This window comes from Spiroplasma endosymbiont of Sarcophaga carnaria (assembly GCF_964019595.1).
Taxonomy (GTDB): Bacteria; Bacillota_I; Bacilli_A; order Mycoplasmatales; family Mycoplasmataceae; genus Spiroplasma; species Spiroplasma poulsonii.
Window position 1 is genome coordinate 494,249 of record NZ_OZ026456.1, and the last position, 24,563, is coordinate 518,811.

A 24,563-nucleotide genomic window follows, 5' to 3' on the forward strand; every position below is an offset into this window, starting at 1 on the left:
TTTAATTATATCTCTTAAGTATTATTAAATAATAAATCAAATTTTAATAAAAATATTTCCTTTATAAAATCATTTTAAAATCTAACATTTGTGGTGGGGTTGTTTCCTTTTTAAAAAGCAGTAAACGATAACTTTTAATTATATTTGCAATTAGAAAAGATATTAAAATTAATTTTTTTAATAAAAAAATAATTAAATCATTAATTCGATACTTAACAAAAGTATATGATCTTAAAATAATAAAGAATAATGTTAAATTAATCAATGGATTAAAATAAATTAAATCATTAATCTTATATCAATAAATTAAGTAAATTTGAAAGGTAATTAAAGTAACAAAAAAAGTAATAACAAATAAAGCATAAAAGAAATAAAATGAAATTAAAATTGATTGGTAAAACTGATAGTAAAATTGCGTAAACCGATTAACCAAAACTGTGGCAGAAGTATTAACATAAACCTTATATGATAATAATAAAATATTAGCTATTCACAATAATATTACAATAATATTGATTTTTAAAATGTTATCTCATTGCAAAATAATCCGTTTATAATGCTTAAAATTTTGTAAAACTTGAATTAAAATTGCTAAGAAAAATAAAAAAGAACCCGTTATTAAAATAATATAGATTAAATTTAAAGTCACAGTAATAAAAGCTCAATTAGTATAATGGCGAATAAAACGCGTTAAAAAAAATGAAATTCCAAAATATAGAATAAATAATATGGAATATATATTAAAAAATGTTTGAAAATACTTTTTGAAATTTGTCTTCATTTTAATCACCTATATGACATTGCCCACTTAATATTATATCTAACTTTAAATTCAATTAAAAACCCTTTGTGAACTAACAGTTAAAACCAATTAACAATTATTTTATCTATTAATAATGTTCAGAGTAATTATACCGTGAAAAATTTTAAAATAAAAGAAAAAAATATTTTTTATGATGGTTTTTCTTTAATTTTGTCGAAAACTCTTGATATTTATAAAATATACCTAAAATTAGGTATATTTTTAATATATAGAGGTAAATAAATGATGAAAAAAATAATTACAGAATTAATAAATAGCTTAACAGATGATCAATTTTTAGAATTTTATGAAAAAATAAAACAACAAGCAGACTTAATTAAAAAACAAAAACGTTTAAATGAAATTGATCAAAAATTTAGAGATAAAGGCATTATATGTCCTAATTGCAAATCTTTTCATTGTGTTAAAAATGGTCATAATTCCGAAGGAAAACAAAAATATTTATGTAAAAAATGTCGTGCTAGTTTTGATGCATTTCGTCATCATTTTACTTATTGAAGTCATTTAAATTATGAACAGTGAAATTTATTAATTCAAATTTCATTGTTAGGACAATCTAGTAAAATAATTTCTCGTTTTATTAAAACAACCCCAAAAACCGCTTGATATAATCGACAAAAATTAATGCAATCAAAACAATTAGAAAATACACAGTTAAAATTTAAAAAATTAAATGGTCAAATCCAAATGGATGAAACATTTATTAAAGAAATTCATAAAGGCAATTTTAAAGATAAATTTGATAAACGAAAAACTCATCTCGATCCATTTTCAACTGATACCAAATGCTGTATTCAAATGGCAGTTGATAGCAATAATAATATTTTTGTTCAATCCACCAATACCAAAAGATTACAAAAACAATGGATTATTGAAAATATGAATAAGCAACTAATTAAAGAAAAATCAATAATTATTTCTGATATGCAACCACTATATTTATTAGTAGCAAAACAAACAAATTCTACTCTATATTCCACCAAAACTAGTACAAACCCTGATACTAGTTATCAAAAGTTAAATAAGATTAGTAAATTACAATCCAGTCTTAAAGAAGCCTTAATTCATTATCATGGTTTGGGTTTCACTAATATTCAAAATTATTTAAAGCTCTGAAAATGAAAATACCAACACAAAGGTTTAACACCAAACCAACAATCAACGGTATTATATTTTAACGTTTAAAAAATTTAAAGCAAAATCATAATCTTACACAAAATTAGTTTTCAAATTGTCATATTGATGATTTTTTTTATTTCATCAAGAGTTTTCGACAAAATTAAAGTGGTTTTTTAACATATAATGGAAAAGATAACAATTATCATTTTTTATTAATCCTTTTATAATTATGAAAGAATGGAGCCAAGATATGCACCAAAAACAAATAAATTTTTTTATGAAGAAAAGCGGTGTTTTTTGATTTTTTGCCATTCCATTATTAATTATTGTTATTGTTAGTATTTGTCTTTTAATTGCAACAGGATGGTATCCAATTGATTATCAAATTGCTGTCGAATTTGCAAAAGGCTTAACAAATGAATTTGTAAAATACTGAGTTCATTTTTATGATCAATTAGGAAATACAGAATTAATTGTAGTTGTAATAATTTATCTTGCAATTTTAATTGAAAAATGGTTTTTAATAAAAATTAATCAAAAAAACAAAAAATTTAAAAAATACTATTGAATTACAGCTGCTTATTATTTTTTAGGTTTAAGTGCCTGAGTAATTGGAAATACCGTTAATTTAGCATTAATTCCTAGGAAAGATGACGGATTTGGACCTGGAATTGACTTTATTTTATTTGATGATTACCATTATAAATTAACAAGTGCAATTTTAGTTTTCTTTTATCAAACAATTCTCTTGAGTCTTGGTTTATACTATATTAGTTATTGTTTAGTTAAAAAACAACGCCTATTAACAGAACAACATTGATTAAAAGCCGTAAAAACCGCAAGTTTTTTAATTGTGTCTTATTTTATTATTGTTATTATGAAAGGAGCAACTCATCGAATTTACTATTATAATGCTATTTTGGATGATTTAATACAAGAACATACCACCTTTTTAGATCACTATTTACAATCATCTTTTCGTTACGGTTATAATATTGGGAATGGCTATGTTAATAATATTCCCACAGAATGAAAATACCCATTATGAAAACCAGCATTTGCCTTATTTAACAATCCCAATATGCCAACATTTAAAACACCATGAGAATATGCTTTTCCTAGTGGTCATATTAACGCAACATTTTGTAGTGGTGCATTAATTCTTTTATTTTTAAAAAATAAAAACAATAATAAAATTAATTGAAAAATAAAACTATGCTTCATATTATGATTATGTCATATATTATCGATGAATTTTGCCCTTATTGTTGAAAGATTTCATTGAATTTCAGATACTGCTTTCACTTTTATTTTTTCAACATTAATGATTATCATTATTCATTTTAGTGTTAATAAAATCTTTGCTAAACATCTTGCTTTATAATAAAAAGGGTTTAAAATTCTGAATAGAATTTTAAACCATTTTAATTTAATTTTTTATTTATTAATTAAATGATACGTGTCTTCACAAATCATTGCTTCTTCATTTGTGCGCATTGCATACACTGGGTAACAACTTGCGTGTGGAGTTGAAATTAAAATTTCATTTTCATATGAACTTTGATTTGCTTGCGTTGATAATTCTAAGTTCAAAAGTTTAACTTCATTAATTACTAATTGACGCATTTCACTTGAGTTTTCACCAATTCCAGCCGTAAAAACAACAGCATCAAGTTTAGTTCCTAAATCATTGGCATAAGCAACAATATACTTTGCGATTCGTTTTGCACTCATTGTTAAAGATAGTTGACTACGGCTATTATCTTTACTGCTTTTAAATACATCACGTAAATCTGAAGATACCCCCGAAATTCCTAATAAACCAGATTTTTTATTTAATGTATTAGTAATATCATCTAATGATGCACCAGTTTGGCTAGCAATAAACTGATGAATTGAAGGGTCAATATCACCACTACGAGTCCCCATAATTAATCCTTCTAAGGGAGTTAACCCCATTGACGTGTTAAAACTTTTTCCATTTTTAACCGCACAAACAGACGCCCCATTTCCTAAATGACAAATAATGGCATTAAGATTTGCCGCAGGTTTTTGTAAAACTTCTCCTAAGCGTTTTGTAATGTAACGGTATGAAATGCCATGAAAACCATACCGACGAACTTGATGCTCAGTATATCATTCGTATGGTACTGAATATAAATAATTTTCTTCTGGAATTGTGGTATGAAATGATGTATCAAAAACAGCTATATTTGGAACTGAAACAATCCTACGGAACGCTTCAATTGCCGCAATTGCAGGTGGATTATGTAATGGTGCTAATGTTACCATTCGTTTAATTTCGGCAAAAACTTCATCGGTAATAACCGTTGATTGCGTAAACTTTTCACCACCATGAACAATACGGTGCCCAATTCCTTGAATATCAGAAAAATCTTGAATAATCTTGTGCTCTTTTAACTTAGCAATTAAAACCTTTGCTGTTGCACTGTGGTCTGATAAATCTTCATTTGTTTGAAACTCTTGCCCATTAAATTTAATGGTAAAAATTCCATCAATATTGATTCGCTCCGCTAAACCTTTACAAATCACTTCGTAATTATTATTAGTTACTTTATACAGTTGAAATTTCATTGAACTACTTCCCGCATTTATTACTAAAATCATATTATTTTCTCCTTCACTTAATTATTTTTTATTATTTATAGACACATAAGTATGCCGTAACAAGAACGGTGTTATAAATATCATTAATTGTTGCTCCCCGCGATAAGTCATTAACAGGACGATCTAAGCCAATTACAATTGGACCAACCGCTTCAAATCCCCCTAAACGTTGAGCAATTTTATATCCAATATTTCCAGCATCTAAATTTGGAAAAACAAAAATATCGGCTGGGGCTGTTAAAGATGATGTTGGTGCTTTTTTGTTCCGAATTGTATCATCTCATGCCGCATCAAATTGAAATTCCCCATCAATTCGACAATCTTTCAATTCTTTTGCTTTTAAAATTTCATATGCTTCACGAACTTTATCAACAGAAGTTCCTTGTCCTGATCCTTTTGTTGAAAATGATAATAAGGCCATTTGTGGTTTTTTAAATTCAAAGACTTGACTTGCTTCATATCCTAAATAAGCAATATCCGCTAGTTCTTCCGCTGTTGGGTCAATGTTTAATGCACAGTCAGTAAAAATATAACGTTCATCATTACGAACCATTAAAAAGAATGATGAAACTAATTTAACCCCTGGTTTAGCTTTAATAATTCGTAACGCTGGACCAATAATATCTTTTGTATCATAAGTAATTCCCCCAGCCATTCCATCAGCTAAACCTTTTTTAACTCATAAGACAGCCAAATAATTACATTCACCAACTAATCGTGTTGCTTCTGCAATTGAAACTTTTCCTTTTCGTAGGTACACTAAATATTCAGCTAATTCTGCCATATTTTGTTCTTCAGCAATTAAAACTTCTGCTTGACAATCAGCAATTGTCGTTGGAACTTCAGCATGAGTTTTAAAAACAAGAACTGGAGTAATATTTGTTCCAATTAATCGTTTTGCAACTTCTTGAATTCGTTCTGAATTTCCTTCCGGAAAAATAATTTTAATTTTCTTTGAAAATTCATTAATTTTTTTAAGTGTATTTTCTAATACATTCATCTTTAACCCTCTTTCTCATTAAATCTTTACCAAATAATTATATTACTTTTTTTAATAATTTTAGAAAAAGTGTGCGATTAATTGGTAATTATAAAATAATTTTTGGTACTTTAATTAAATTTTTAACCCTTATTGTAATTGTTGTAATTTTGATAAACTAATCTTTGTTTCCCATATTCAATCTTCGTGCACCGCACTGCCCAAATGAACAGCATCACAATATTGACTAATTGTTTCATAATTAGTTAAATTAATCCCACTGCCACCTTGAATTTGCACACCATAATTACGTAATGCTTGTAACATTGCCAAATTTTCCATAATTGGTGCCGTTCCTCCTTGAGTTAAAATTGTCTTAACCCCTAACTGTGCTAGTTGTTGAACTGCTGCTATTTTATCAGGAATTAAATCAAATGCGCGATGAAAAGTAACTGCTAATGGATATGCTAAGGTAACTAATTCTTGCATTCGAACAAGATCAATTTGATAATCGGGTGTTAAAATACCAACAACAATCCCTTCCGCTTTAGTTGTCTTAATATAGGCAATATGCTTTTTAATTTGTTAATATTCATCATCAGGACAATAAAAATCTGTATCACGATGACGGACAATAACACGAATTGGTATTTTAATTCCGGCAGCGCTTTCTTTAATAACATCATATGGTGGGGTTAAACCACCACGGTTTAAATCAGCACACAATTCAATCCGGCTAATATTTCCTGCTTGCGCAATAATTTGACAATCATGATAATTTGTTGCAATAATTTCAATAAACATTTATTCTTTCTCCCCACTAATAAATTTAATGCGATTAATAATTCCATTAATCTTATTATTATATGTTCCTAATTTAATATTTAATAACAAAACATTATTTACCTTTAACAAATTAGCATAATATTTATAAATCCCAGCAAAAGTAGTAATACTAATTTCTCCACTTTCATCGTAGCAATCTAAAAAAGCCATCTTATTATTATTTTTATCAGTAATTACTTTACTTCGTTTTACTAATACTAAAACATTTGTTGACCCCAAACTTAATCGTAAATTACTAATTAGGGTTGTTTTAGCTTGATAACCTTCTTTTTCACGAATATACTTTAGCGGATGGTTTGATAAGTAAAACCCTAAAAACTCATATTCTTTTTCCAAACAAATAACCTCATCATCTGGTTCCATTACTAACTCTGGTTTTTCAGCTAGAGAAAAATCAACAACTAAGTTTTCATTTTCTTCTTGGGTTTTAATTAATTCAATATAGGTAATAATTCGTTGATAATTATTAAATAAAGTAACACGATTCATTTTAAATAAATCTAATGCTCCTGAAAAACATAATGCTTCATAAGTTTTTCGATTTAGCCCTTTTTTATATAAACGAATAAATAAGTCATATAAATCACCAAAAGGACCATTACTTTGATATTCACTAGCAATTTTTTTAAAGAAAGCAAAACCAATTTGTTTAATGATTAATAAAGGAACACAAATTTGATTATCAACCGTATGATATTGGCGATACGGAGCATTAATATTGGGTGGAACAATTGTTAAATGATTCTTTTTTGCTAAGGAAATATAATCATTTGTTTTATGTTCATCACCAATCACATTCGTTAATAAACTAGCTAAAAACTGTGAAGGGTAATTTGCTTTTAAATATGCCATTTGATAACCTAATAGCGAATAAGCAACAGCATGGCTCCGGTTAAAACCATAGGCGGCAAATTTATAAATTAATTCTCAAATTTCTTGAGCAGTTTTTTCAACATAATGATTTTTAATTGCTTCTTTAATAAATTCAGTTTTCATTTGGGCCATAATACTAGCATCCTTTTTCCCCATTGCCCGGCGCAAAACATCAGCTTTGGCTAATGAGAAATTAGCAACTTTTTGGGCAATTAACATAACTTGTTCTTGATAAACAATAATACCATATGTTGGTGCTAAAATTTCAGTTAAGCGATCATCAATATAGGTAACTTTTGTTAAATTTTTTTTTCGTTGAATAAACAATGGAATATTATCTTGTGGTCCTGGTCGATATAATGACGAAGTTGCTACAATGTCTTCTAACTGATCAGGAACCATATCAACTAACACTTTCGTCATTCCAGGTGATTCTAACTGAAAAATCCCTTTTGTATCACCTTGAGCTAACAAATGATAAGTTTTTTGATCATTTAATGGCAATTTATTAACATCTAATTTTACTTTTGCTTCTTGATAAATATTATCAACAACATTATGTAAAATTGTTAAATTTCGTAATCCTAATAAATCCATTTTCAAAATTCCAAGTTCTTCTAAATAATTCATTGAATATTGCGTTTGATAAATGCCATTATAACCTTCTTTAACTGGAATAATTTCTTGTAACCGTTGTTGTGTTAACACAACTCCCGCGGCGTGGGTTCCTGTTTGACGTGGCAAACCAATAATTTTTTGTAAATGTAAAAATACTCGGGGATATTTTTTTTGATAAATTTCAAAAACAGGATTAGAACCAATTGCTTGCTCATAATGATAATTATATTCCAAGGGAACTGCCCTACTCATTTTATCAGCCTCTTCAATTGCAATGTCAAAAATTCGACAAATATCACGAATTGCTATTTTCATCCCAATCGTTTGAAAAGTAACAATATGTGCGACATGATCTCTCCCATACTTTTCAAACAAATATTCAACAATCATTTCCCGTTTATCATCTTGAAAGTCAATATCAATATCAGGCAAACTTTTTCGTTCCGGATTTAAAAAACGTTCAAAAAGAAGATTATAAGCAATCGGATCAATTGTTGTAATGTCTAACAAATAACTGACTAAACTTCCAGCAGCACTTCCACGCCCCGGACCAACAAAAACATTTTGTTGTTTAGCATAACGAACATAATCTCAAACAATTAAAAAATAATCATTAAAACCCATTTTATCAATAACATCTAATTCATAACTTAACCGTGCTTCATATTTGCCATGAAAACCATTTAACTTTTTTGCTTTTAACGTTGTTTGACAAATTTCTGCTAAAAATTGTTGCGCTGTTTCACCATTTGGAAGTGGATATTGTAACAAATTATCAAAAATAGTCCCTTTGTTTAATGGAAAAATTTCAATATCAGTAATAAACTGCTTAATGTTTTCAAAGTATTCTTCATAACGACTCGGTGGTGCAACTCAACCATATAAATCATTTAATTTACTTTCCTTAAATAAAGTTTGTGTTTTAATCGTATCAACAACTTTATAAGCGGTAAAATCATCACTGGTAAAATATTGCACTTTGTTATTCCAAATAATCTGTTTTGCTGCTCCTAAACTAAGAAAGCGATCTAATAGCACAGCATTCCCATTATTCACGCCTAAAAATAAATCATTTATCTTAACTAAATTATTTTTTAACGTTTGAAATACTTTTGGTTGATAATTATCAACAGTATAATTAATAATAATTTTTAAATCAGTTGTTAAAAACTTACTAAGGTCGTCAAAAGTTAATGTTGTTTTATGTTCAGCATTAATCATTATTAATGATGAAATTTCAACTAAATTAAAATATCCTTTTTGGTTACGGGCAAATAAATTTATATTATATGATTCATCATCAAACAACATCGTAACATTTAACCCAATAATTGGTTTAATATTGTTTTTTTTAGCAAGCCGATGAAACTCATAAACACCAAACATATTACTATCACAAATTGCTAAAGTTGAAAATCCATTCATTGTTGCATAATTAAAATATTTATCAAATGTAATTAAAGATGATAATAAACTGTAACTTGTTCGAACATTTAAGTGGGGAATCATCATACTTGTTACCTCTTTCTACTTTCATTTTAAAGAAAAAGAAAATAAAAACCACAATTGTGGCCTAATTTTATAGTTTAATGACAATAATAATCATTACAACAATTAAAATTGCTAAAATTCCAAAAACTAAAAAACGCCATAAACGGGGTTTTTTCTTTGGTGTCATTTCTTGTAATAATACTTTTTCTAAATCAATAGCATTTTCATTATAAAAATTATTTTTCTCTTTGTTCATATTTACAACTTTAATATCATCATCTTTAAAATCACGAATGATTGAAAATTCTTCATAAATTAAAATTGTTTCTTCTAACAAATTAGTTCGTGAACGTTCTGTTGATCGTAGTGCTCGTTCATTAACTAGTGTTTTTGATGTTTCTTTCTTTTTTTGAAAAAGATTAGCTTTCTTCATAGATCTCATCCCTGTCAATTACATATGTCTTTATATTCTTATTAATTATAACATCAATTATTTCTTGTCACATTAAATTTTGTTCTTGGAATTCCGTTTGTTTTATGCGTGGTTTTGTCACTGGATTTTTTGGAACAAAAAGACTGCAACAATCTTCAAACGGTAAAATTGATGTTTGATAAGTATCAATTTCTTTTGCAATTGCAATGATTTCATTTTTATCAAAACATAATACTGGACGTAACACTGGTAATGTTGAAACGTTATTAATAACATTGATACTTTCAATTGTTTGTGATGCAACTTGCCCCAATGATTCACCAGTAATAATTGCCTGACAATTTCATTTTGTAGCTAAAATGTTTGCAATTCGATAAAACATCCGGCGCATAATCGTAATTCAATAACTTGCATCAGGGATATGCATTAGTTCATGTTGCAACATTGAAAAATTAACAACATGCAATTTTTGTTGATTTTGACCAGTATAATAATGTAATTTTTGCACTAAAGTTTTAACTTTTTCTAAGGCTTCTTCACTTGTGTGGGGTGGTGTTGCAAAATGTAAATATTCAACATTCATTCCCCGTTTCATTGTTAAAAAAGCAGCAACCGGGGAATCAATTCCCCCCGATAACATTACTAATCCTCGCCCAGAGATTCCAACTGGTAAACCACCAATGGTTTTTATTTTGTTAATGAAAACATAGGTAAATTCACGACGAATTTCAACATCAATTTGCAAAGTTGGATGATGAACATCAACTTTAACATCTGTTTGTTGCAAAATTTTTTGTGCTAATTGTTGCTTAATTTCCGTTGAAGTTAATGGAAATGTTTTATCGCTCCGACGAACTTCTAACTTAAAAGTATCTGGTTGATAATATTGAACTAATGTAATTGCACAATTAGCAATTGTTGTTAAATCCCGATCAACACGTTTTGTCAATGAAAGTGATGATGAACCAAAAACATTTTTAACAATATTAATAACTGCTTCACTAACAGTTGGATCTAATAATTCAATAAATAACCGATCAAATTCTTTCTTTAAGCGATATTGTTTTTCATATCCTTGTAACTTATTTTTAATATTATTGACTAACACCCTAGTAAAATCATTCCAATTTTTCCCTTTTGTTGTCAACTCTCCATAACGAACTAATATTACATCAAAATTCATTTTATACTCCATTTCTTATTTCTTTTTTCCTCGTTCTTCATTAATAATTTTTAATGTTAAAAACAATGATCCATCATAATCCCCATCACAATATGCAATTTGGGCATTTCGCAACTGATCATCAACATCATCATTTGTTAAAATATATTTTTGGGCATAAACTAATGTTTCTTGCGCTAATAAATCTAATAAAATATTATTTTTAATTTTTTCAAATAATTTTAACACTTCTATTTTTAGGCGATTTAGTTTTCCTGTTACCTCATCAACTTCATAACGATTATTAACATCAAACGAGAGTTGTTTAACCTTTTCAAGGGCTGTTCGATAATCATTAATTGATTTTTCATATTTTGTTAATAATTTTCGATATTGTAATTGATTTAATCGGACTTCAGCTTGTAATAAAACAACTTCCAATAAATGAATTGTTTTTCGAATTTCAGTTTCCGCAAAATTACGCTTTTCAATAATCTTCACAACATTTTCTAAGGCTTCTTGAGTAACAACCGCATTTTCTAATAAACGAACTAGTTCTTTATTAAAAACAATATAATCACGGCCATTACGATTTATTTCTAATACTAAACGATTTGTATCATGCGTTAATTCTTTTGTTTTACCCATTGCTTCACGATAAACACCTTCTTCATATTCGGTTAAGGTTGATGAACTACGTAAGGCTTCAATTTGCCGTGAAATGACATTAAAACTACGTTCAATTTTATTAATATATTCCATCACAACTTTATAATATTTTTTAAAACATGCAATGATTGCTTTTTGATGCTCAATTGTTTGATCAAAATCACTAATATGATTAATAATTTCAATTGTTTTTTTCGTTGCTTTTTTATATTGTAAATTATCCATATACTTTGAAATTAAAATTTTTGTTTCATCAATACTTTTTGTTAATTCATCAAAACTATATTTTAAGACATCACGACTATTTTCATCCTTATTAAATAAAACATATTTATCTTTTAACAAAGATAATTTGTTTGGAACTACTTTTGTTAATAATGTTTTAATTTGTGGAATATTATCTAAAATTTCAACAAAAATTGTTAATGAAGTAGTAATGTTTGATAAAATTTGTTCTGTCTTTGCAAAATTACCAGCTGTTAAATAATCTTCAAACTCATCAAACATTCCTTCAATATTTCGTTCAAAATCATTAATTTTTTTCGTATCTAACGAAACATTCATTTGCAGTTTAACGGCATCTTCTAATAATGAATTAAACATTTTTTTATGCGCTAAAATATAATCGCGTTGTAATAATTCAATCTGTAATTGACTATTAATTTCATCTAATAAACGACGAGCTTCTTCTTCCAGTAATGTTAATTCTTTTAATAATGGAATAATTTTTTGAGCAGATAACTTGGGCATCTTTTTTGGCGTTGTCTTATTAATTTGATATAGTTTGCGAAATACTTCTAAACAACTTATTAACTTTTTTTCATAAATAATTTCATATTTTGTTCGTCAAACCACGAGATCTTTAACATAACGATTATTATGACGAGCAATTTCTGAAATTCGAAAAACTTTATGTTTTAATGGTAATCGTTTTAAAATATCAAACTTTTGTAAAATTTTAATTTCAACTGTTTTTAAATGCCGTTTTCTGCCCCAAAATAAAAGTGTAATACTTAATAATAACAAGCAAACAAAAAATAAAATAAATAATGTTAATTTAAGTGGATTACTAATAATATTATTAATAACATTACCCATTTTATCTTGCCCCCCATCAAACTACATATCAATTGAATTATAGCACTTGCCAAAAATATTACATTAAAAATTAAAAAAATATTGAATTATCCTGTATTTTATTATACAATAACTCCTAGACAACACAGAGAAGCAGCAGAATTGCATAGTAATGTTCTTAGTTTTTAAACACTTATGATTTAACCATTAAAAGTAACCCTAGCTGTTAGGGCGAAGCAAAAAACTTCCATTATTAGAGTAATTCAATGAATCTTTTTGTATGTCACAATGATATATAGGAGGTTTTTTTAATGGCACGTTATCGTGGAAGTACATTTAAAAAAGCAAGACGATACGGATTTAGTATCTTAGAAAATGACAAAGAATTTTCAAAAGGGAAAAAAAGAACAACAGCCCCAGGTCAACATGGGCAACGCCGAACAAAATTGTCAAACTACGGATTACAATTACATGAAAAACAAAAAGTTCGTTACATGTATGGTTTAACAGAACGTCAATTCCGTAATACTTACAGTAAATCAAAAAAAATGAAAGGAATTACCGGAACTAACTTCTTAATTATGTTAGAATCACGTTTAGATAACATTGTTCACCGGATGGGATTAGCACAAACAAGATCTGGAGCTCGTCAATTAGTAAACCATACACATATTTTAGTAAATGGAAAAAAAGTTGATATTCCATCATATAGTTGTAAACCGGGTGATGTTATTAGCGTTAAAGAAAGTTCACAAAAAAATGTTAAAATCTTAGAAAGTTTACAAAGTCAAGTTAGCACGTTAGAATTTGTAAAATTTGATAAAGCTAAGATGACTGGAACATATGTTCGTTTCCCTGTTCGTGAAGAACTAAATAGTAATATTAATGATGCTTTAATCGTTGAGTGGTACAACCGTTTAGTATAAAAAACATCTCAGAAGAGATGTTTTTTTATTGTTAAATAATTAAATTAAGCAATATCGATATTAAATATTAATGCTTCCTGTTTCTTAATTGTATCAACAATCGCTGGGTTAAATTTTGATTTTATTTCAAATTCTATATCTGTTACTTTACAACGTATATTTATTGCTTGTTCCAAATCATTAAAATTATTAATTTTTTTTCATTGTTTAGTTGTTTTATCCAAATATTCAAATATCATTTTTTCAGTAAAGGTTGCTGTGATTGAAATACTTTCATTAGTGATTAAATCAAGTTTTTTAAAAACAGCCTCAGTTAACAAATTCTTAATTGTATCACTAGATAATATTATAAAATTATAATGATAATCCTCGTTACCAAGAATTGCCTTCGGAATTGTGATAGTTATGCCCCAGTTTTCATTTAAACTCTTTGTAAATAAATTACTAAACGAATCTTTAACTCTTTTAATTTCAAGTAATTCTGTCATTGCATAACTAATTTTAGATTCATTCTCACTTTGTTCTCATGGTTTATTATATTTAACTTTACCACCAGCAACATCTTTTGATGAACCTAAGGTTTCTAATAATAATGGTTCATCAGCAGATGACCATTCACCATTCTTATTTTGTCAACCTTCTAAAATATTATGAAAAAGTGATTCAAGATTAGTATTAAACTTTAAAAATTCGTCATCTTTTTTAATTGCTTTATTTTTGATTTTACTATTAACGCTTAAAAAACCATCATTATTAATATTTTTTGGTTTAGCAAATAAATATTTCCCTAATAAAAGTAATTTATTATCCGAATTATTAATATCTTTTTCTTGCTGCAGAAAATTATTAAAGTTAATAACATTTGGTAATAACGCATTTAAAATATCAAGATATTTACCTTGATATGTTATTGTCAGACCCGTTATTATTTTTGTTTCACCCGAAAAAGTACTTTCTTTATAGTTTTCTCTTAATAATTTACTAAATTCAGAACTTAATTGTAAACTATTAACAAATTCATTTCATTGTTTTCAATGAGGGTCACTCTCATTAAAACTGGTCGGAATTACTGTTGGCAAAGGGCCTAAACTATTAACTGATGTTAATAGTTTTAATATGTTACTAAAAACAGATGCTTCTACAAGTAATGAAACATTTAACCTTTCATTATCACCATCTAAATTAGTTATATTTTTCTTTATTGTTTCAACTTCTTTAAGATTTAAAACATTAGTCATAAAGTAAACTGAAAAAATTGTATTTTTTTGTTCAACTATTTTATTGTTTTTTAAATTATGCCCTTTAAATTTTGCGGTTAATTGTAAATGACCATATGCTTTTCATCGCCCCGCTTCATCAGCCGTAATTTCTTTAAAGTTAGCGCGGACGTTATTGCTAATTCATCTTTAATATCTGCAAAGTGATCATCGTATAATTTTTTAATTACATCATCTGCCTTAATATCATTATAATTTTCATTATCTAAAATCATTGGATTTGTCTCAGAATAAGAATTAATTTTTTCATTAAAATTATTTTCTTGCTTTTCAAGTTCTTTCTTTTCTTTTTCATTGTCAACTTCTATTGTTGGATTTATTGATGTAATTTTATTTTGTTTACAAGCAATCGCCCCTAGACTCGTTGTACTAATAAATGTTAAACCACTTAAAAGCGTTAAAAGCTTTTTCATCTTTCCACTCCCTTCTTTTAAGCAAAAAATACAATTTTTATTGAAAATTTTAATATTATTATTAAATTAATAAATTATTATTACTTTTTTTGTTAGTAAATAGCAAAATTATTATATCACAAAAAAAGTTTTAACAACTTTAATTTCAATAGTCGTGAAAACTTTTTTCTAATCCATTAATTAATGTTAATTCCGTGAGATTGTAATAAACCAGCCGCCGTTTTATCAACGACAACAGTAACATCCTGATGCATTTGTAAAGCGGTGCATGGTCATAAATTATTGATTTCTCCTTCAACTAATTGTTTAATTGCTTGCGCTTTGTTTGAACCATTGGCAATTAAAATAATTTTTTTAGCATTTAAAATTGATTTAATTCCCATTGATACTGCTTGTTTTGGTACTTCATTTGCTGAAACGAAAAAACGGGCATTTGCTTGAATTGTTGTTTCTACCAAATCAACAACACCTGTTAAGGAATTAAAATCAGCTGGTGGCTCATTAAATCCAACATGACCATTTGTTCCAACCCCTAATAGTTGTAAATCAATTCCCCCCGCTTTAGCAATTAAAGCATCATATTCCTTTGCCCCAGAAACATAATCACCTGTTCCCAATGGAACATACGTATGGTTTTTATCAATATTAAGATGATCAAATAACTTTTCATTCATAAAATAACGATAACTTTGCAGATGAGTTGGTTATAAACCAACATATTCATCTAAGTTAAAAGTTGTCACTTTACTTCAATCTGTCTTATTTTTTTGATAATCTTCAATAAGATACTGGTAAATTGGTTCTGGTGAAGAACCAGTTGCTAATCCAAAGACAATCTTTGGATTTTGTTGCACTGTATTGACAAAAATTTGCCCAACAACCTTTCCAATTGCATTTTTATCTTCAACAACAATTAATTTCATTTTTTTAACCTCATTTCTTACTATTGTCTTATTATATCCTATAACCTAAAAACTTCTTTTATTGCTTGAATTTCAATTGTGAATAAGCAACTTCACCTTCACATAATGTCATTAAAACCTTTAATTCTGAATCCAACACCACTAAATCCGCTAATTTGCCAACAGCAATTGAACCGGTCTTTTCAAAAATTCCTAATTGCTTGGCAATATTAGTACTAGCAACCAATGCTAATTCTTGTAATGAGCAATTAGTAAAATGATGAAAATTACGAACACAATAATCATATGTTGCCACTGACCCAGCAATTGTCTCCGTTCCTTTAATAACAACTTTTTGCCCCGTTTTAACAACTGGCAAAGGTACAAATTGATATTCCCCATCAGGAAGCCCTTTCGCAAGCATCGCATCAGTCACTAACGCAATGCCCGTTGCTCCTTTAATCTTGTAATTTAAATTAATAATATTTTCATTAACATGAATTCCATAACTAATTAACTCTCCAACAACTTCATTGAAATTTAAAACCGCTGGAACAACTCCTGGTTGGCGATGATCATACTTACTCATTGCATTATATAAATGTGTAACATGTTTAACCCCCATTTTTACCCGCTCCGCCACTAAATCAAACGTCGCATTTGAATGACCAATTGATGGTAAAATATTATGTTCTAATAAAAACTTGGTGAAACTACCATCTTCTTCTTCGGGTGCATATGTTACAATCCGAATATTATCATTTGAAACTGCAATTCATTTTTTTAAAAGTTCAATGTTTGGTGCTTGTAAAAGCGTTTCATCATGGGCTCCTTTAAAAGTTTTTGAAATAAATGGTCCTTCTAAATGAGCACCAATCTGGCGAGCTTGTGGACCTTTATTATAATTTGCCATATAATCTTGATAAACAGTTAAAATTGATGTTATTGTTTCATCACTACCAGTAATAATTGTTTGACAATACTTTGTGATTCCTTCTTGGGCTACTTCTTGGGCAAATTTTTGAAAACTACCAATTGTTCCTTTTTCGGTATCTTCCCCATAACCGCCATGAACATAACCATCAATAAATCCTGGAATAATAATTGCTTGTTGTAAATCATAACCTGGTTCAGTCGTCTGCCCAGCATTAACAATAATAATCTTATTATCTTTAATTTCTAATCAACCATTTGTAATTACTTGGTCTTCACAAACTATTTTTGCATTTTTTAAAATCATCTTCTTTGTCTCATCTTTCTATTCTTTAAAAAGTAAAATTTAATGGTAATTTTTTCAAATCAAATGTTACTTTTTTTCGTCCTAAGCACCGATACAAGAGCGCTAAAATTAACATATGATTATTTTCTCGCAGTAAATAAGTTTGTTTACCAACAGTAATTTTAACACCAATATCAATATATTCAACATTATTAATATTGTTTAAATTAAACTGCACAACCCTTTCATTATTATCTTTATCAAAACCATCAATAATGAATCGCTTGTTCGTAATTAACAATACTCCTTTGCAAAAAAAATCAATCTCATTTTGAGCAGTAAAAAAATTAATATTAACGGCATTGTTTTTAAAATGACATTTTTCCTTTGGTTCTAAATCAAACGCCACTGGCAAGACTTTTAACGGTCGTCACAAGGTAAAATTAAACTCTTCAACATTATAAATAAATTCTTGTTCACGACCATTTAAAACTAAATCTAATTTCCGCTGATACTTATAAAAACGATGAATAAAATCTTGCGTATAAGCAAAGTTTTTTAAAATCCCAGCGTTTAAAAATCCAATACTTAAAACTGCGGAAGTTTTGCTCACCCATTTTTTTCTGATAACGGTCTAACACAAACCGTGGTTTATACTTAAAATTATCTTCATTTAAAGCAAATTTTCATTCTTCACGTTTTAAATAAAAAGTTACATCTTTTGTCATTCTTGAAAACATTTCCATCACCTTTGTTAATTATATAACAAAATAAAAAAACTCTAAACTAATCAATTATTAATTTAGAGTCTAGGGTTATTTTTAACTAAATTCAATGGTGGTTCAGGACGGAATTGAACCGCCGACACTTTGAGCTTCAATCAAATGCTCTACCGACTGAGCTACTGAACCACGATTGGCGGTCTTGACGGGATTTGAACCCGCGATCTCCTCTGTGACAGAGAGGCATGATAACCACTTCACTACAAGACCATTGGTTGCGGGGGCGGGACTTGAACCCGCGACCTTTGGGTTATGAGCCCAACAAGCTAACCACTGCTCCACCCCACAATTTTAATACTATCATATTTTAAGTTTTAATTGCAATTTTTTTCTTGCAAAAAAAATGGCGGAAGATGGGGGATTCGAACCCCCGCGCGGCTTTCACCGCCTGTCGGTTTTCAAGACCGATCCCTTCAACCAGGCTTGGGTAATCTTCCACGATGCTCTAAAAGCAATTAAATATAACAATGGTGGACCCTACTGGACTTGAACCAGTGACCATCCGGTTATGAGCCGGATGCTCTAACCAACTGAGCTAAGGGTCCATGGTAGCGAGAAAGAGACTTGAACTCTTGACCTCCCGGGTATGAGCCGAGCGCTCTAACCAGCTGAGCTATCCCGCCATATAAAAATTTTAATTGCTTTTTGGTAAATTAATGGTGGACCCGAACGGGATCGAACCGTCGACCCCCTGCGTGCAAGGCAGGTGCTCTCCCAGCTGAGCTACGGGCCCAATTAAATAAAAAAATGGTCGGAAAGACAGGATTTGAACCTGCGACCCCTCGGTCCCAAACCGAGTGCTCTACCAAGCTAAGCTACTTTCCGAAAAAAAATAACATTTAAATAGATGGCGCGCCCAGAAGGATTCGAACCCTCAACCTTTTGATCCGTAGTCAAACGATCTATCCAATTGATCTATGGGCGCATAGAAGTAAAAGTATTTAAATGTTAATCCGATTTAAATGGAGGCACTAGTCGGACTCGAACCGACGATCGGGGAGTTGCAGTCCCATGCCTTAGCCACCTTGGCTATAGTGCCATAAAATCTAAACCCCTACTATATTATCATATTCACAATGCATTTCAACTAAAATCTTTAATTTTGTCGAAAACTCTTGATATTTATAAAATATACCTAAAATTAGGTATATTTTTAATATATGGAGGTAAATAAATGATGAAAAAAATAATTACAGAATTAATAAATAGCTTAACAGATGATCAATTTTTAGAATTTTATGAAAAAATAAAACAACAAGCAGACTTAATTAAAAAACAAAAACGTTTAAATGAAATTGATCAAAAATTTAGAGATAAAGGCATTATATGTCCTAATTGCAAATCTTTTCATTGTGTTAAAAATGGTCATAATTCCGAAGGAAAACAAAAATATTTATGTAAAAAATGTCGTGCTAGTTTTGATGCATTTCGTCATCATTTTACTTATTGAAGTCATTTAAATTATGAACAGTGAAATTTATTAATTCAAATTTCATTGTTAGGACAATCTAGTAAAATAATTTCTCGTTTTATTAAAACAACCCCAAAAACCGCTTGATATAATCGACAAAAATTAATGCAATCAAAACAATTAGAAAATACACAGTTAAAATTTAAAAAATTAAATGGTCAAATCCAAATGGATGAAACATTTATTAAAGAAATTCATAAAGGCAATTTTAAAGATAAATTTGATAAACGAAAAACTCATCTCGATCCATTTTCAACTGATACCAAATGCTGTATTCAAATGGCAGTTGATAGCAATAATAATATTTTTGTTCAATCCACCAATACCAAAAGATTACAAAAACAATGGATTATTGAAAATATGAATAAGCAACTAATTAAAGAAAAATCAATAATTATTTCTGATATGCAACCACTATATTTATTAGTAGCAAAACAAACAAATTCTACTCTATATTCCACCAAAACTAGTACAAACCCTGATACTAGTTATCAAAAGTTAAATAAGATTAGTAAATTACAATCCAGTCTTAAAGAAGCCTTAATTCATTATCATGGTTTGGGTTTCACTAATATTCAAAATTATTTAAAGCTCTGAAAATGAAAATACCAACACAAAGGTTTAACACCAAACCAACAATCAACGGTATTATATTTTAACGTTTAAAAAATTTAAAGCAAAATCATAATCTTACACAAAATTAGTTTTCAAATTGTCATATTGATGATTTTTTTTATTTCATCAAGAGTTTTCGACAAAATTAAAGACTAAAATAGACAAAAAACTTAAAATCATTTTCTTAATAAAAATTTTTTATTCAACAGCAATTAAAAATGAATATAATAGTTGATCACCATCAATAAATTCATATTCAACATCAAAACTTTCGTCAAGATATTTCCGGATGGCATTAATATCTCGCCTTTCAGCATCTTCACCCGTGAAAATTGTAACAATTTCTGTTGATTTACTAATCGCGCGGTCAAATAAATATTTCATTGTTTTTGATAAGGTTGGATATGAACAAATAATTTTTTTATTCATAATACCCATATATTCCCCTTTATTAATTTTAACCCCATCAATTGATGTTGTCTTTGCCGAAGCAGTAATTCCTAAACTTGTTACGGTTTTTAAACTTGATTTTAAAGTTGAAAAATTCTTTTTCGCAATTTCACCTGGTTCAAATGATAATGCGGCAACCATTCCTTCTTGAATCGAAGTTGTCGGTACAACATAAACATTTGATTTTCGTTCAACTTTTGCTGCTTGTTGTGCTGCTAAAATTGCATTACTGTTGTTAGGTAAAATAAAAACATCAACTGCATCAACCGCTTCAATAGCACTTAAATAATCATCTGTTGAAGGATTCATTGAAGAACCACCATTAACAGTATATTGAATATTTAAATCACTTTTAAAAAATTGAGCAATACCATTTGCTGGTGTTACTGCAATAATTGCCGCTGGATTTTTTAATTCCCGTTCAACCCTAATTGTTTTAACATGTTTTGCTGCTTGTAAATTCATATTTTCAATTTTAATATTTTTAAATTCACCATGTTGTTGTAAAAATATTAAAGTATTTCCAGGCATCAAGGTATGAACATGCACTTTTAAAATGTCATTATCAACAACAGCCACAATTGAACGGCCACCTTGATCTTCTAAGGTTTGGCGAACTTGGGTAACATTAATTTTATTAATATGTTTGCTATCTAAGATAACAATTGCTTCAGTACAATAACCAAATTCTTCGTTTTGTAAATCCATTACAACATTATCACCAGTATTTTCAATTTGTTTTTTCCTTTGTGGCACAATTTTCCCAGTTTTTCAATATATTGTAATTCCTTCAAAAATTTTTACTAAGCCAAAACCACCCGAATCAACAACACCAACTTCTTTTAAAACTGGTAATAACTCTGGGGTATTATTTAGAGATTCTGTTGAAAAATCAACAATTTTCTGAAATAAATCAGGAAGCGGAATTTCTTGATCCAATGTTAAAACATGTTCAGCTGTTTCACGAATAACAGTTAAAATTGTCCCTTCAACAGGTTTCATCACAGCTTTATAAGCTACTTCTTTTGCTTCTGAGATTCCTGCTTTAACTGAAACAAAATTTAATTCATCAAACTCTTTTAGACCGTTAGCAAAACCACGGAAAATCTGTGACAAAATAACACCAGAATTCCCCCGTGCTCCCATAATTAATCCTCGGGCAAAAACATCAGCAATTTTACTAATTGACTCTGAATCAAGGTCATTAATCTCCTTAACGGCATTTGTCATTGTTAAATTCATATTTGTTCCTGTATCACCATCGGGAACTGGAAAAACATTTAATTTATCAATTTCTGGATAAAAGTTATATAAATTGTTATACCCGCTGATTAGTGAATCTTTAAAAGATTTTGCATTAAATTCCATTTCTATCACCTTTACATTTTTCATTTAATTACTTTTTCCTTTTTTAATTCTCTTAAGTGATATAATTGTAAATCTTGCATTGTGCTAATATCTCGTTGTTAATAAATTTGTTAAATTAATAAATCTTGAATATTTACATTAACGTAAATCAGAATATCTTTTGAGTAAACATCCAATCTTTCTAATTCATACTTAATTCTAATTTGTATTTCTCGAGCAATATCTTTAATATTTACTCCTTCAAGTAAGATTAGAAAAATATCAATATAAAAATTACGACCATCTTGTCTCAATTTAATTGATTGTGAGTAATCTTTAAGTAGCATTGTAACATTTTCTTCGCTATTTTCTGCTTCATCAGCCTTAGCAAAACCAGCAACACCAGGAACGGTCGTCACTGCGGCATAAACTAAAGCCGCTATTTCAGTTACATTAACTTTTTCAATCATAAAAATCACCACTAAACTAAATTAACATTAATAATTATAGCGAGAAAATACAATAAAGCAATAAATTTATTATATTTTCTTAATTAAAATTATTAATTTTCGTTTTCTTTCTCTACTATTATTTAAAAAAATCATCTAAATTAGTCAACATATGACTAGCACTAACAAGGCCGTCTAATGTTTTTTCCTCTGCTAATATTAATTCTTTGTTTTTTAACACAAAGTCTTTTGTATCAATGTTTTGTTTTGCTGAAAGATATTTAATTTTGATACATTCATTAACATCCTCTCAAGAAAAACCATTTTGTACTCTTAAAGAAGCTATTGAATGAGCAATACTATATGGTTTAACGCTTTTTGATCGCGTTTGCCACCAATTGTATTTTCAAATGATAAAGTTTGTGTAAACGAATAATGATTGCTACCTTGGTCACTTGATTTTTTTACTGTCATCTCAATCATAAGATTTCCTCCCACATAATATAATTTTACTACAAAATAGGGCTAATTACCACCTTATCAGCCACAATAATCCAAAAATAAAAGATTCATAAATCGATGATATTTAGACTAAAAATCATCTTAAAAAGAGATAATTGTCGTAAAATAACAAATTTAACTACTTCTTTTACTTCTGATAAATCTTATTAAAATCAAAAATTATAGCAAAAAAAAAACATTTTTAACTAAGATACCATATATTCGTTGTTTTCCCCCCACCCTAAAATAATCATATTTTTTAATATTTTGTGAAATTGTTTTATTAAAATGAATTTTAACATACTCTATTAATTCCAATGGTAGGGTTTTCGTCAACCGACAATTATTAGTTTGAATAGTTGAATAATAACAAGTTTGTCTTGAACCTTGTTTTAAACTTCGTATAGAATAATTACAAATTTTTTTAATTTCATTTAGAAAATCATCATTTACTTTTTTTGATTTATTAATATATGCAAAATTGAAAAAAACCTTTTTATCTAATTCATCTATTTTATTGACCATAACATCCTGGCTTCGTTATTTATTAAATTAACTGTTCAATTTGTTTTAGTTTTTCGTGAAAATAACTTAATATTGCATCATCACTAATTTCTTCACCATAATTAGTTTCTTTTCACGGACCTTCAACATGCGAGATTGTTACTAATTCAAGCGCACTATATTTATTAAAATAGGCATCGTGTAAGTGAAGTGCAAAAAATCAACTCAGAAAGGAGTTGATTTTTTAATGGAAAGAAAACACTATTTTATTTTACGGTCCTTAGTAACTAAGTATGGAAAAGATAATGTTATTAATACGGTAAATAATATTGTAATTAATAATGAAAAAGAAGATGAATAAACTATCCGCCTAATTTATTCAATATAGTTTATTTTGAGCGTAGCGAACACGCGAAGCGTGCCGCGAAAATTAAATTTTTAGGGGGAATAAGTTATGCCAGTTTGATTAACGACAATTTTTAGTGTTGTTATTATATTAGGTATTTTTGCTTGAATTGGTTTATCAATTTATCAAAAAATTCGCCAAATTCGAGGAAAGAAAAAAGATAAAAAAGAAATTGAAAATAAGGAGGATAAGAAATAATGTTAGGTATGTATTTAACAACAGCAATTAATTTTTTAGCGGTTGGTGATAAACCTACTATTTCAGATGGAATGGGTTCTATTTGAAGTGGTTTAGGGCAAGCAATGATGAAAGTTAAAGAAGCAATTTATGCTGTATTACCACAATTAATGACCTTTTTAAGTGATGCGTGAATTATTTTAATTCCATTTGGTATTTTTGTTATCATTAAGATTTTAAACTTTTTCCGTGTTATGGTTAAAGTATTTTAATATTTATTATTACTGATCATATATCTTAGCTATGGCACACTAGCTTTTATGTGAGTTGATTAAATAATTTTGTTGTTTATTTTTGTATTACACACTGTCTATAAGTTATTATTGAAATTATTAGTAATGAAATA

At 28.4% G+C, this 24,563-nt stretch carries 21 protein-coding genes, 10 tRNA genes and 2 pseudogenes; 6 read left to right on the forward strand and 27 right to left on the reverse strand.

Features of this window, described 5'->3' with window-relative positions:
* Positions 1-61 precede the first annotated feature (61 nt).
* Positions 62-781 carry a hypothetical protein gene (locus AACK91_RS03010; RefSeq protein ID WP_338964048.1) on the reverse strand — a complete coding sequence of 240 codons (720 nt, stop codon included), beginning with the start codon at positions 779-781 and terminating at the stop codon, positions 62-64.
* 264 nt (positions 782-1,045) lie between these two features.
* On the opposite strand from AACK91_RS03010, the gene AACK91_RS03015 reads away from it, so the two are divergent.
* On the forward strand, positions 1,046-2,008 hold the full coding sequence (locus AACK91_RS03015) for an IS1/IS1595 family N-terminal zinc-binding domain-containing protein (protein WP_338963247.1): 963 nt from the start codon (positions 1,046-1,048) through the stop codon (positions 2,006-2,008).
* A gap of 184 nt (positions 2,009-2,192) precedes the next feature.
* A complete protein-coding gene (locus AACK91_RS03020) occupies positions 2,193-3,326 on the forward strand; it encodes a phosphatase PAP2 family protein (protein WP_338964050.1) in 1,134 nt (377 codons plus the stop codon).
* A gap of 53 nt (positions 3,327-3,379) precedes the next feature.
* On the opposite strand, the gene AACK91_RS03025 is transcribed toward AACK91_RS03020, so the two are convergent.
* From AACK91_RS03025 to AACK91_RS03055, 7 genes and pseudogenes are all read right to left on the reverse strand, one after another.
* On the reverse strand, positions 3,380-4,570 hold the full coding sequence (locus tag AACK91_RS03025) for an acetate kinase (protein ID WP_338964052.1): 1,191 nt from the start codon (positions 4,568-4,570) through the stop codon (positions 3,380-3,382).
* 31 nt (positions 4,571-4,601) lie between these two features.
* Positions 4,602-5,570 (reverse strand): phosphate acetyltransferase, encoded by a 969-nt coding sequence (pta, locus tag AACK91_RS03030; protein ID WP_338964054.1) that lies wholly within the window; start codon positions 5,568-5,570, stop codon positions 4,602-4,604.
* Between the two features lie 129 nt (positions 5,571-5,699).
* Positions 5,700-6,353 (reverse strand): annotated as a pseudogene (locus tag AACK91_RS03035) (copper homeostasis protein CutC).
* Positions 6,354-9,398, reverse strand: coding sequence for a DNA polymerase III subunit alpha (locus AACK91_RS03040; protein ID WP_338964056.1), 3,045 nt, complete (start codon positions 9,396-9,398; stop codon positions 6,354-6,356).
* Between the two features lie 67 nt (positions 9,399-9,465).
* Positions 9,466-9,810 carry a hypothetical protein gene (locus AACK91_RS03045; protein WP_338964059.1) on the reverse strand — a complete coding sequence of 115 codons (345 nt, stop codon included), beginning with the start codon at positions 9,808-9,810 and terminating at the stop codon, positions 9,466-9,468.
* Complete coding sequence (thiI, locus tag AACK91_RS03050; RefSeq protein WP_338964061.1) at positions 9,797-10,993, reverse strand: tRNA uracil 4-sulfurtransferase ThiI; 1,197 nt, start codon at positions 10,991-10,993, stop codon at positions 9,797-9,799. Before thiI ends, AACK91_RS03045 begins: the two co-directional genes overlap by 14 nt.
* 15 nt (positions 10,994-11,008) lie before the next feature.
* A complete protein-coding gene (locus tag AACK91_RS03055) occupies positions 11,009-12,739 on the reverse strand; it encodes a septation ring formation regulator EzrA (RefSeq protein WP_338964064.1) in 1,731 nt (576 codons plus the stop codon).
* A 290-nt stretch (positions 12,740-13,029) separates the two neighbouring features.
* Here AACK91_RS03055 and rpsD point away from each other — a divergent pair, with 290 nt between their 5' ends.
* On the forward strand, positions 13,030-13,644 hold the full coding sequence (gene rpsD / locus AACK91_RS03060) for a 30S ribosomal protein S4 (RefSeq protein WP_338964073.1): 615 nt from the start codon (positions 13,030-13,032) through the stop codon (positions 13,642-13,644).
* Positions 13,645-13,688: 44 nt separating this feature from the next.
* Here the strand turns inward: rpsD and AACK91_RS03065 are convergent, their stop codons facing one another.
* From AACK91_RS03065 to AACK91_RS03140, 15 genes and pseudogenes are all read right to left on the reverse strand, one after another.
* Positions 13,689-14,882 carry a hypothetical protein gene (locus AACK91_RS03065; protein ID WP_338964076.1) on the reverse strand — a complete coding sequence of 398 codons (1,194 nt, stop codon included), beginning with the start codon at positions 14,880-14,882 and terminating at the stop codon, positions 13,689-13,691.
* A 77-nt stretch (positions 14,883-14,959) separates the two neighbouring features.
* On the reverse strand, positions 14,960-15,334 hold the full coding sequence (locus AACK91_RS03070; protein ID WP_338964079.1) for a lipoprotein: 375 nt from the start codon (positions 15,332-15,334) through the stop codon (positions 14,960-14,962).
* 176 nt (positions 15,335-15,510) lie between these two features.
* Positions 15,511-16,257, reverse strand: a pseudogene (nagB, locus tag AACK91_RS03075) (glucosamine-6-phosphate deaminase).
* Positions 16,258-16,315: 58 nt separating this feature from the next.
* Entirely contained in the window at positions 16,316-17,476 is a 1,161-nt protein-coding gene (nagA, locus tag AACK91_RS03085; protein WP_338964085.1) for an N-acetylglucosamine-6-phosphate deacetylase, read from the reverse strand.
* 25 nt (positions 17,477-17,501) lie between these two features.
* Positions 17,502-18,068, reverse strand: a complete 567-nt coding sequence (locus AACK91_RS03090) for a hypothetical protein (protein WP_338964087.1) — start codon at positions 18,066-18,068, stop codon at positions 17,502-17,504.
* A 222-nt stretch (positions 18,069-18,290) separates the two neighbouring features.
* Positions 18,291-18,366 (reverse strand) — tRNA-Phe (locus AACK91_RS03095).
* Between the two features lie 5 nt (positions 18,367-18,371).
* A tRNA-Asp gene (locus tag AACK91_RS03100) sits at positions 18,372-18,447 on the reverse strand.
* 2 nt (positions 18,448-18,449) lie between these two features.
* Positions 18,450-18,525: transfer RNA gene (locus tag AACK91_RS03105), tRNA-Met, on the reverse strand.
* Positions 18,526-18,581: 56 nt separating this feature from the next.
* Positions 18,582-18,674 (reverse strand) — tRNA-Ser (locus AACK91_RS03110).
* A 31-nt stretch (positions 18,675-18,705) separates the two neighbouring features.
* Positions 18,706-18,782, reverse strand: a tRNA-Ile gene (locus AACK91_RS03115).
* 1 nt (position 18,783) lies between these two features.
* Positions 18,784-18,860: transfer RNA gene (locus AACK91_RS03120), tRNA-Met, on the reverse strand.
* Positions 18,861-18,894: 34 nt separating this feature from the next.
* Positions 18,895-18,970: transfer RNA gene (locus tag AACK91_RS03125), tRNA-Ala, on the reverse strand.
* A 15-nt stretch (positions 18,971-18,985) separates the two neighbouring features.
* A tRNA-Pro gene (locus AACK91_RS03130) sits at positions 18,986-19,062 on the reverse strand.
* Positions 19,063-19,085: 23 nt separating this feature from the next.
* Positions 19,086-19,162 (reverse strand) — tRNA-Arg (locus AACK91_RS03135).
* A 38-nt stretch (positions 19,163-19,200) separates the two neighbouring features.
* A tRNA-Cys gene (locus AACK91_RS03140) sits at positions 19,201-19,276 on the reverse strand.
* A 135-nt stretch (positions 19,277-19,411) separates the two neighbouring features.
* Between AACK91_RS03140 and AACK91_RS03145 the strand changes: the two genes are divergently transcribed.
* Positions 19,412-20,374 (forward strand): IS1/IS1595 family N-terminal zinc-binding domain-containing protein, encoded by a 963-nt coding sequence (locus tag AACK91_RS03145; protein WP_338963247.1) that lies wholly within the window; start codon positions 19,412-19,414, stop codon positions 20,372-20,374.
* Between the two features lie 147 nt (positions 20,375-20,521).
* Here the strand turns inward: AACK91_RS03145 and AACK91_RS03150 are convergent, their stop codons facing one another.
* From AACK91_RS03150 to AACK91_RS03165, 4 genes are all read right to left on the reverse strand, one after another.
* The gene (locus tag AACK91_RS03150; RefSeq protein WP_419334341.1) at positions 20,522-22,141 is read right to left on the reverse strand and encodes a DAK2 domain-containing protein; all 1,620 of its coding nucleotides are present in this window, start codon (positions 22,139-22,141) and stop codon (positions 20,522-20,524) included.
* Between the two features lie 110 nt (positions 22,142-22,251).
* Positions 22,252-22,590 (reverse strand): Asp23/Gls24 family envelope stress response protein, encoded by a 339-nt coding sequence (locus AACK91_RS03155; protein WP_338964092.1) that lies wholly within the window; start codon positions 22,588-22,590, stop codon positions 22,252-22,254.
* A gap of 321 nt (positions 22,591-22,911) precedes the next feature.
* On the reverse strand, positions 22,912-23,052 hold the full coding sequence (locus tag AACK91_RS03160) for a hypothetical protein (RefSeq protein WP_338964093.1): 141 nt from the start codon (positions 23,050-23,052) through the stop codon (positions 22,912-22,914).
* Positions 23,053-23,250: 198 nt separating this feature from the next.
* Positions 23,251-23,595, reverse strand: a complete 345-nt coding sequence (locus tag AACK91_RS03165; protein ID WP_338964096.1) for a hypothetical protein — start codon at positions 23,593-23,595, stop codon at positions 23,251-23,253.
* 433 nt (positions 23,596-24,028) lie between these two features.
* Between AACK91_RS03165 and AACK91_RS03170 the strand changes: the two genes are divergently transcribed.
* The gene (locus tag AACK91_RS03170; RefSeq protein ID WP_004027793.1) at positions 24,029-24,178 is read left to right on the forward strand and encodes a hypothetical protein; all 150 of its coding nucleotides are present in this window, start codon (positions 24,029-24,031) and stop codon (positions 24,176-24,178) included.
* Positions 24,178-24,429: a hypothetical protein gene (locus tag AACK91_RS03175; protein ID WP_338964098.1), complete on the forward strand. Its 252-nt coding sequence runs from the start codon at positions 24,178-24,180 to the stop codon at positions 24,427-24,429. The genes AACK91_RS03170 and AACK91_RS03175 overlap by 1 nt, the downstream gene beginning before the upstream one ends.
* Positions 24,430-24,563 lie beyond the last annotated feature (134 nt).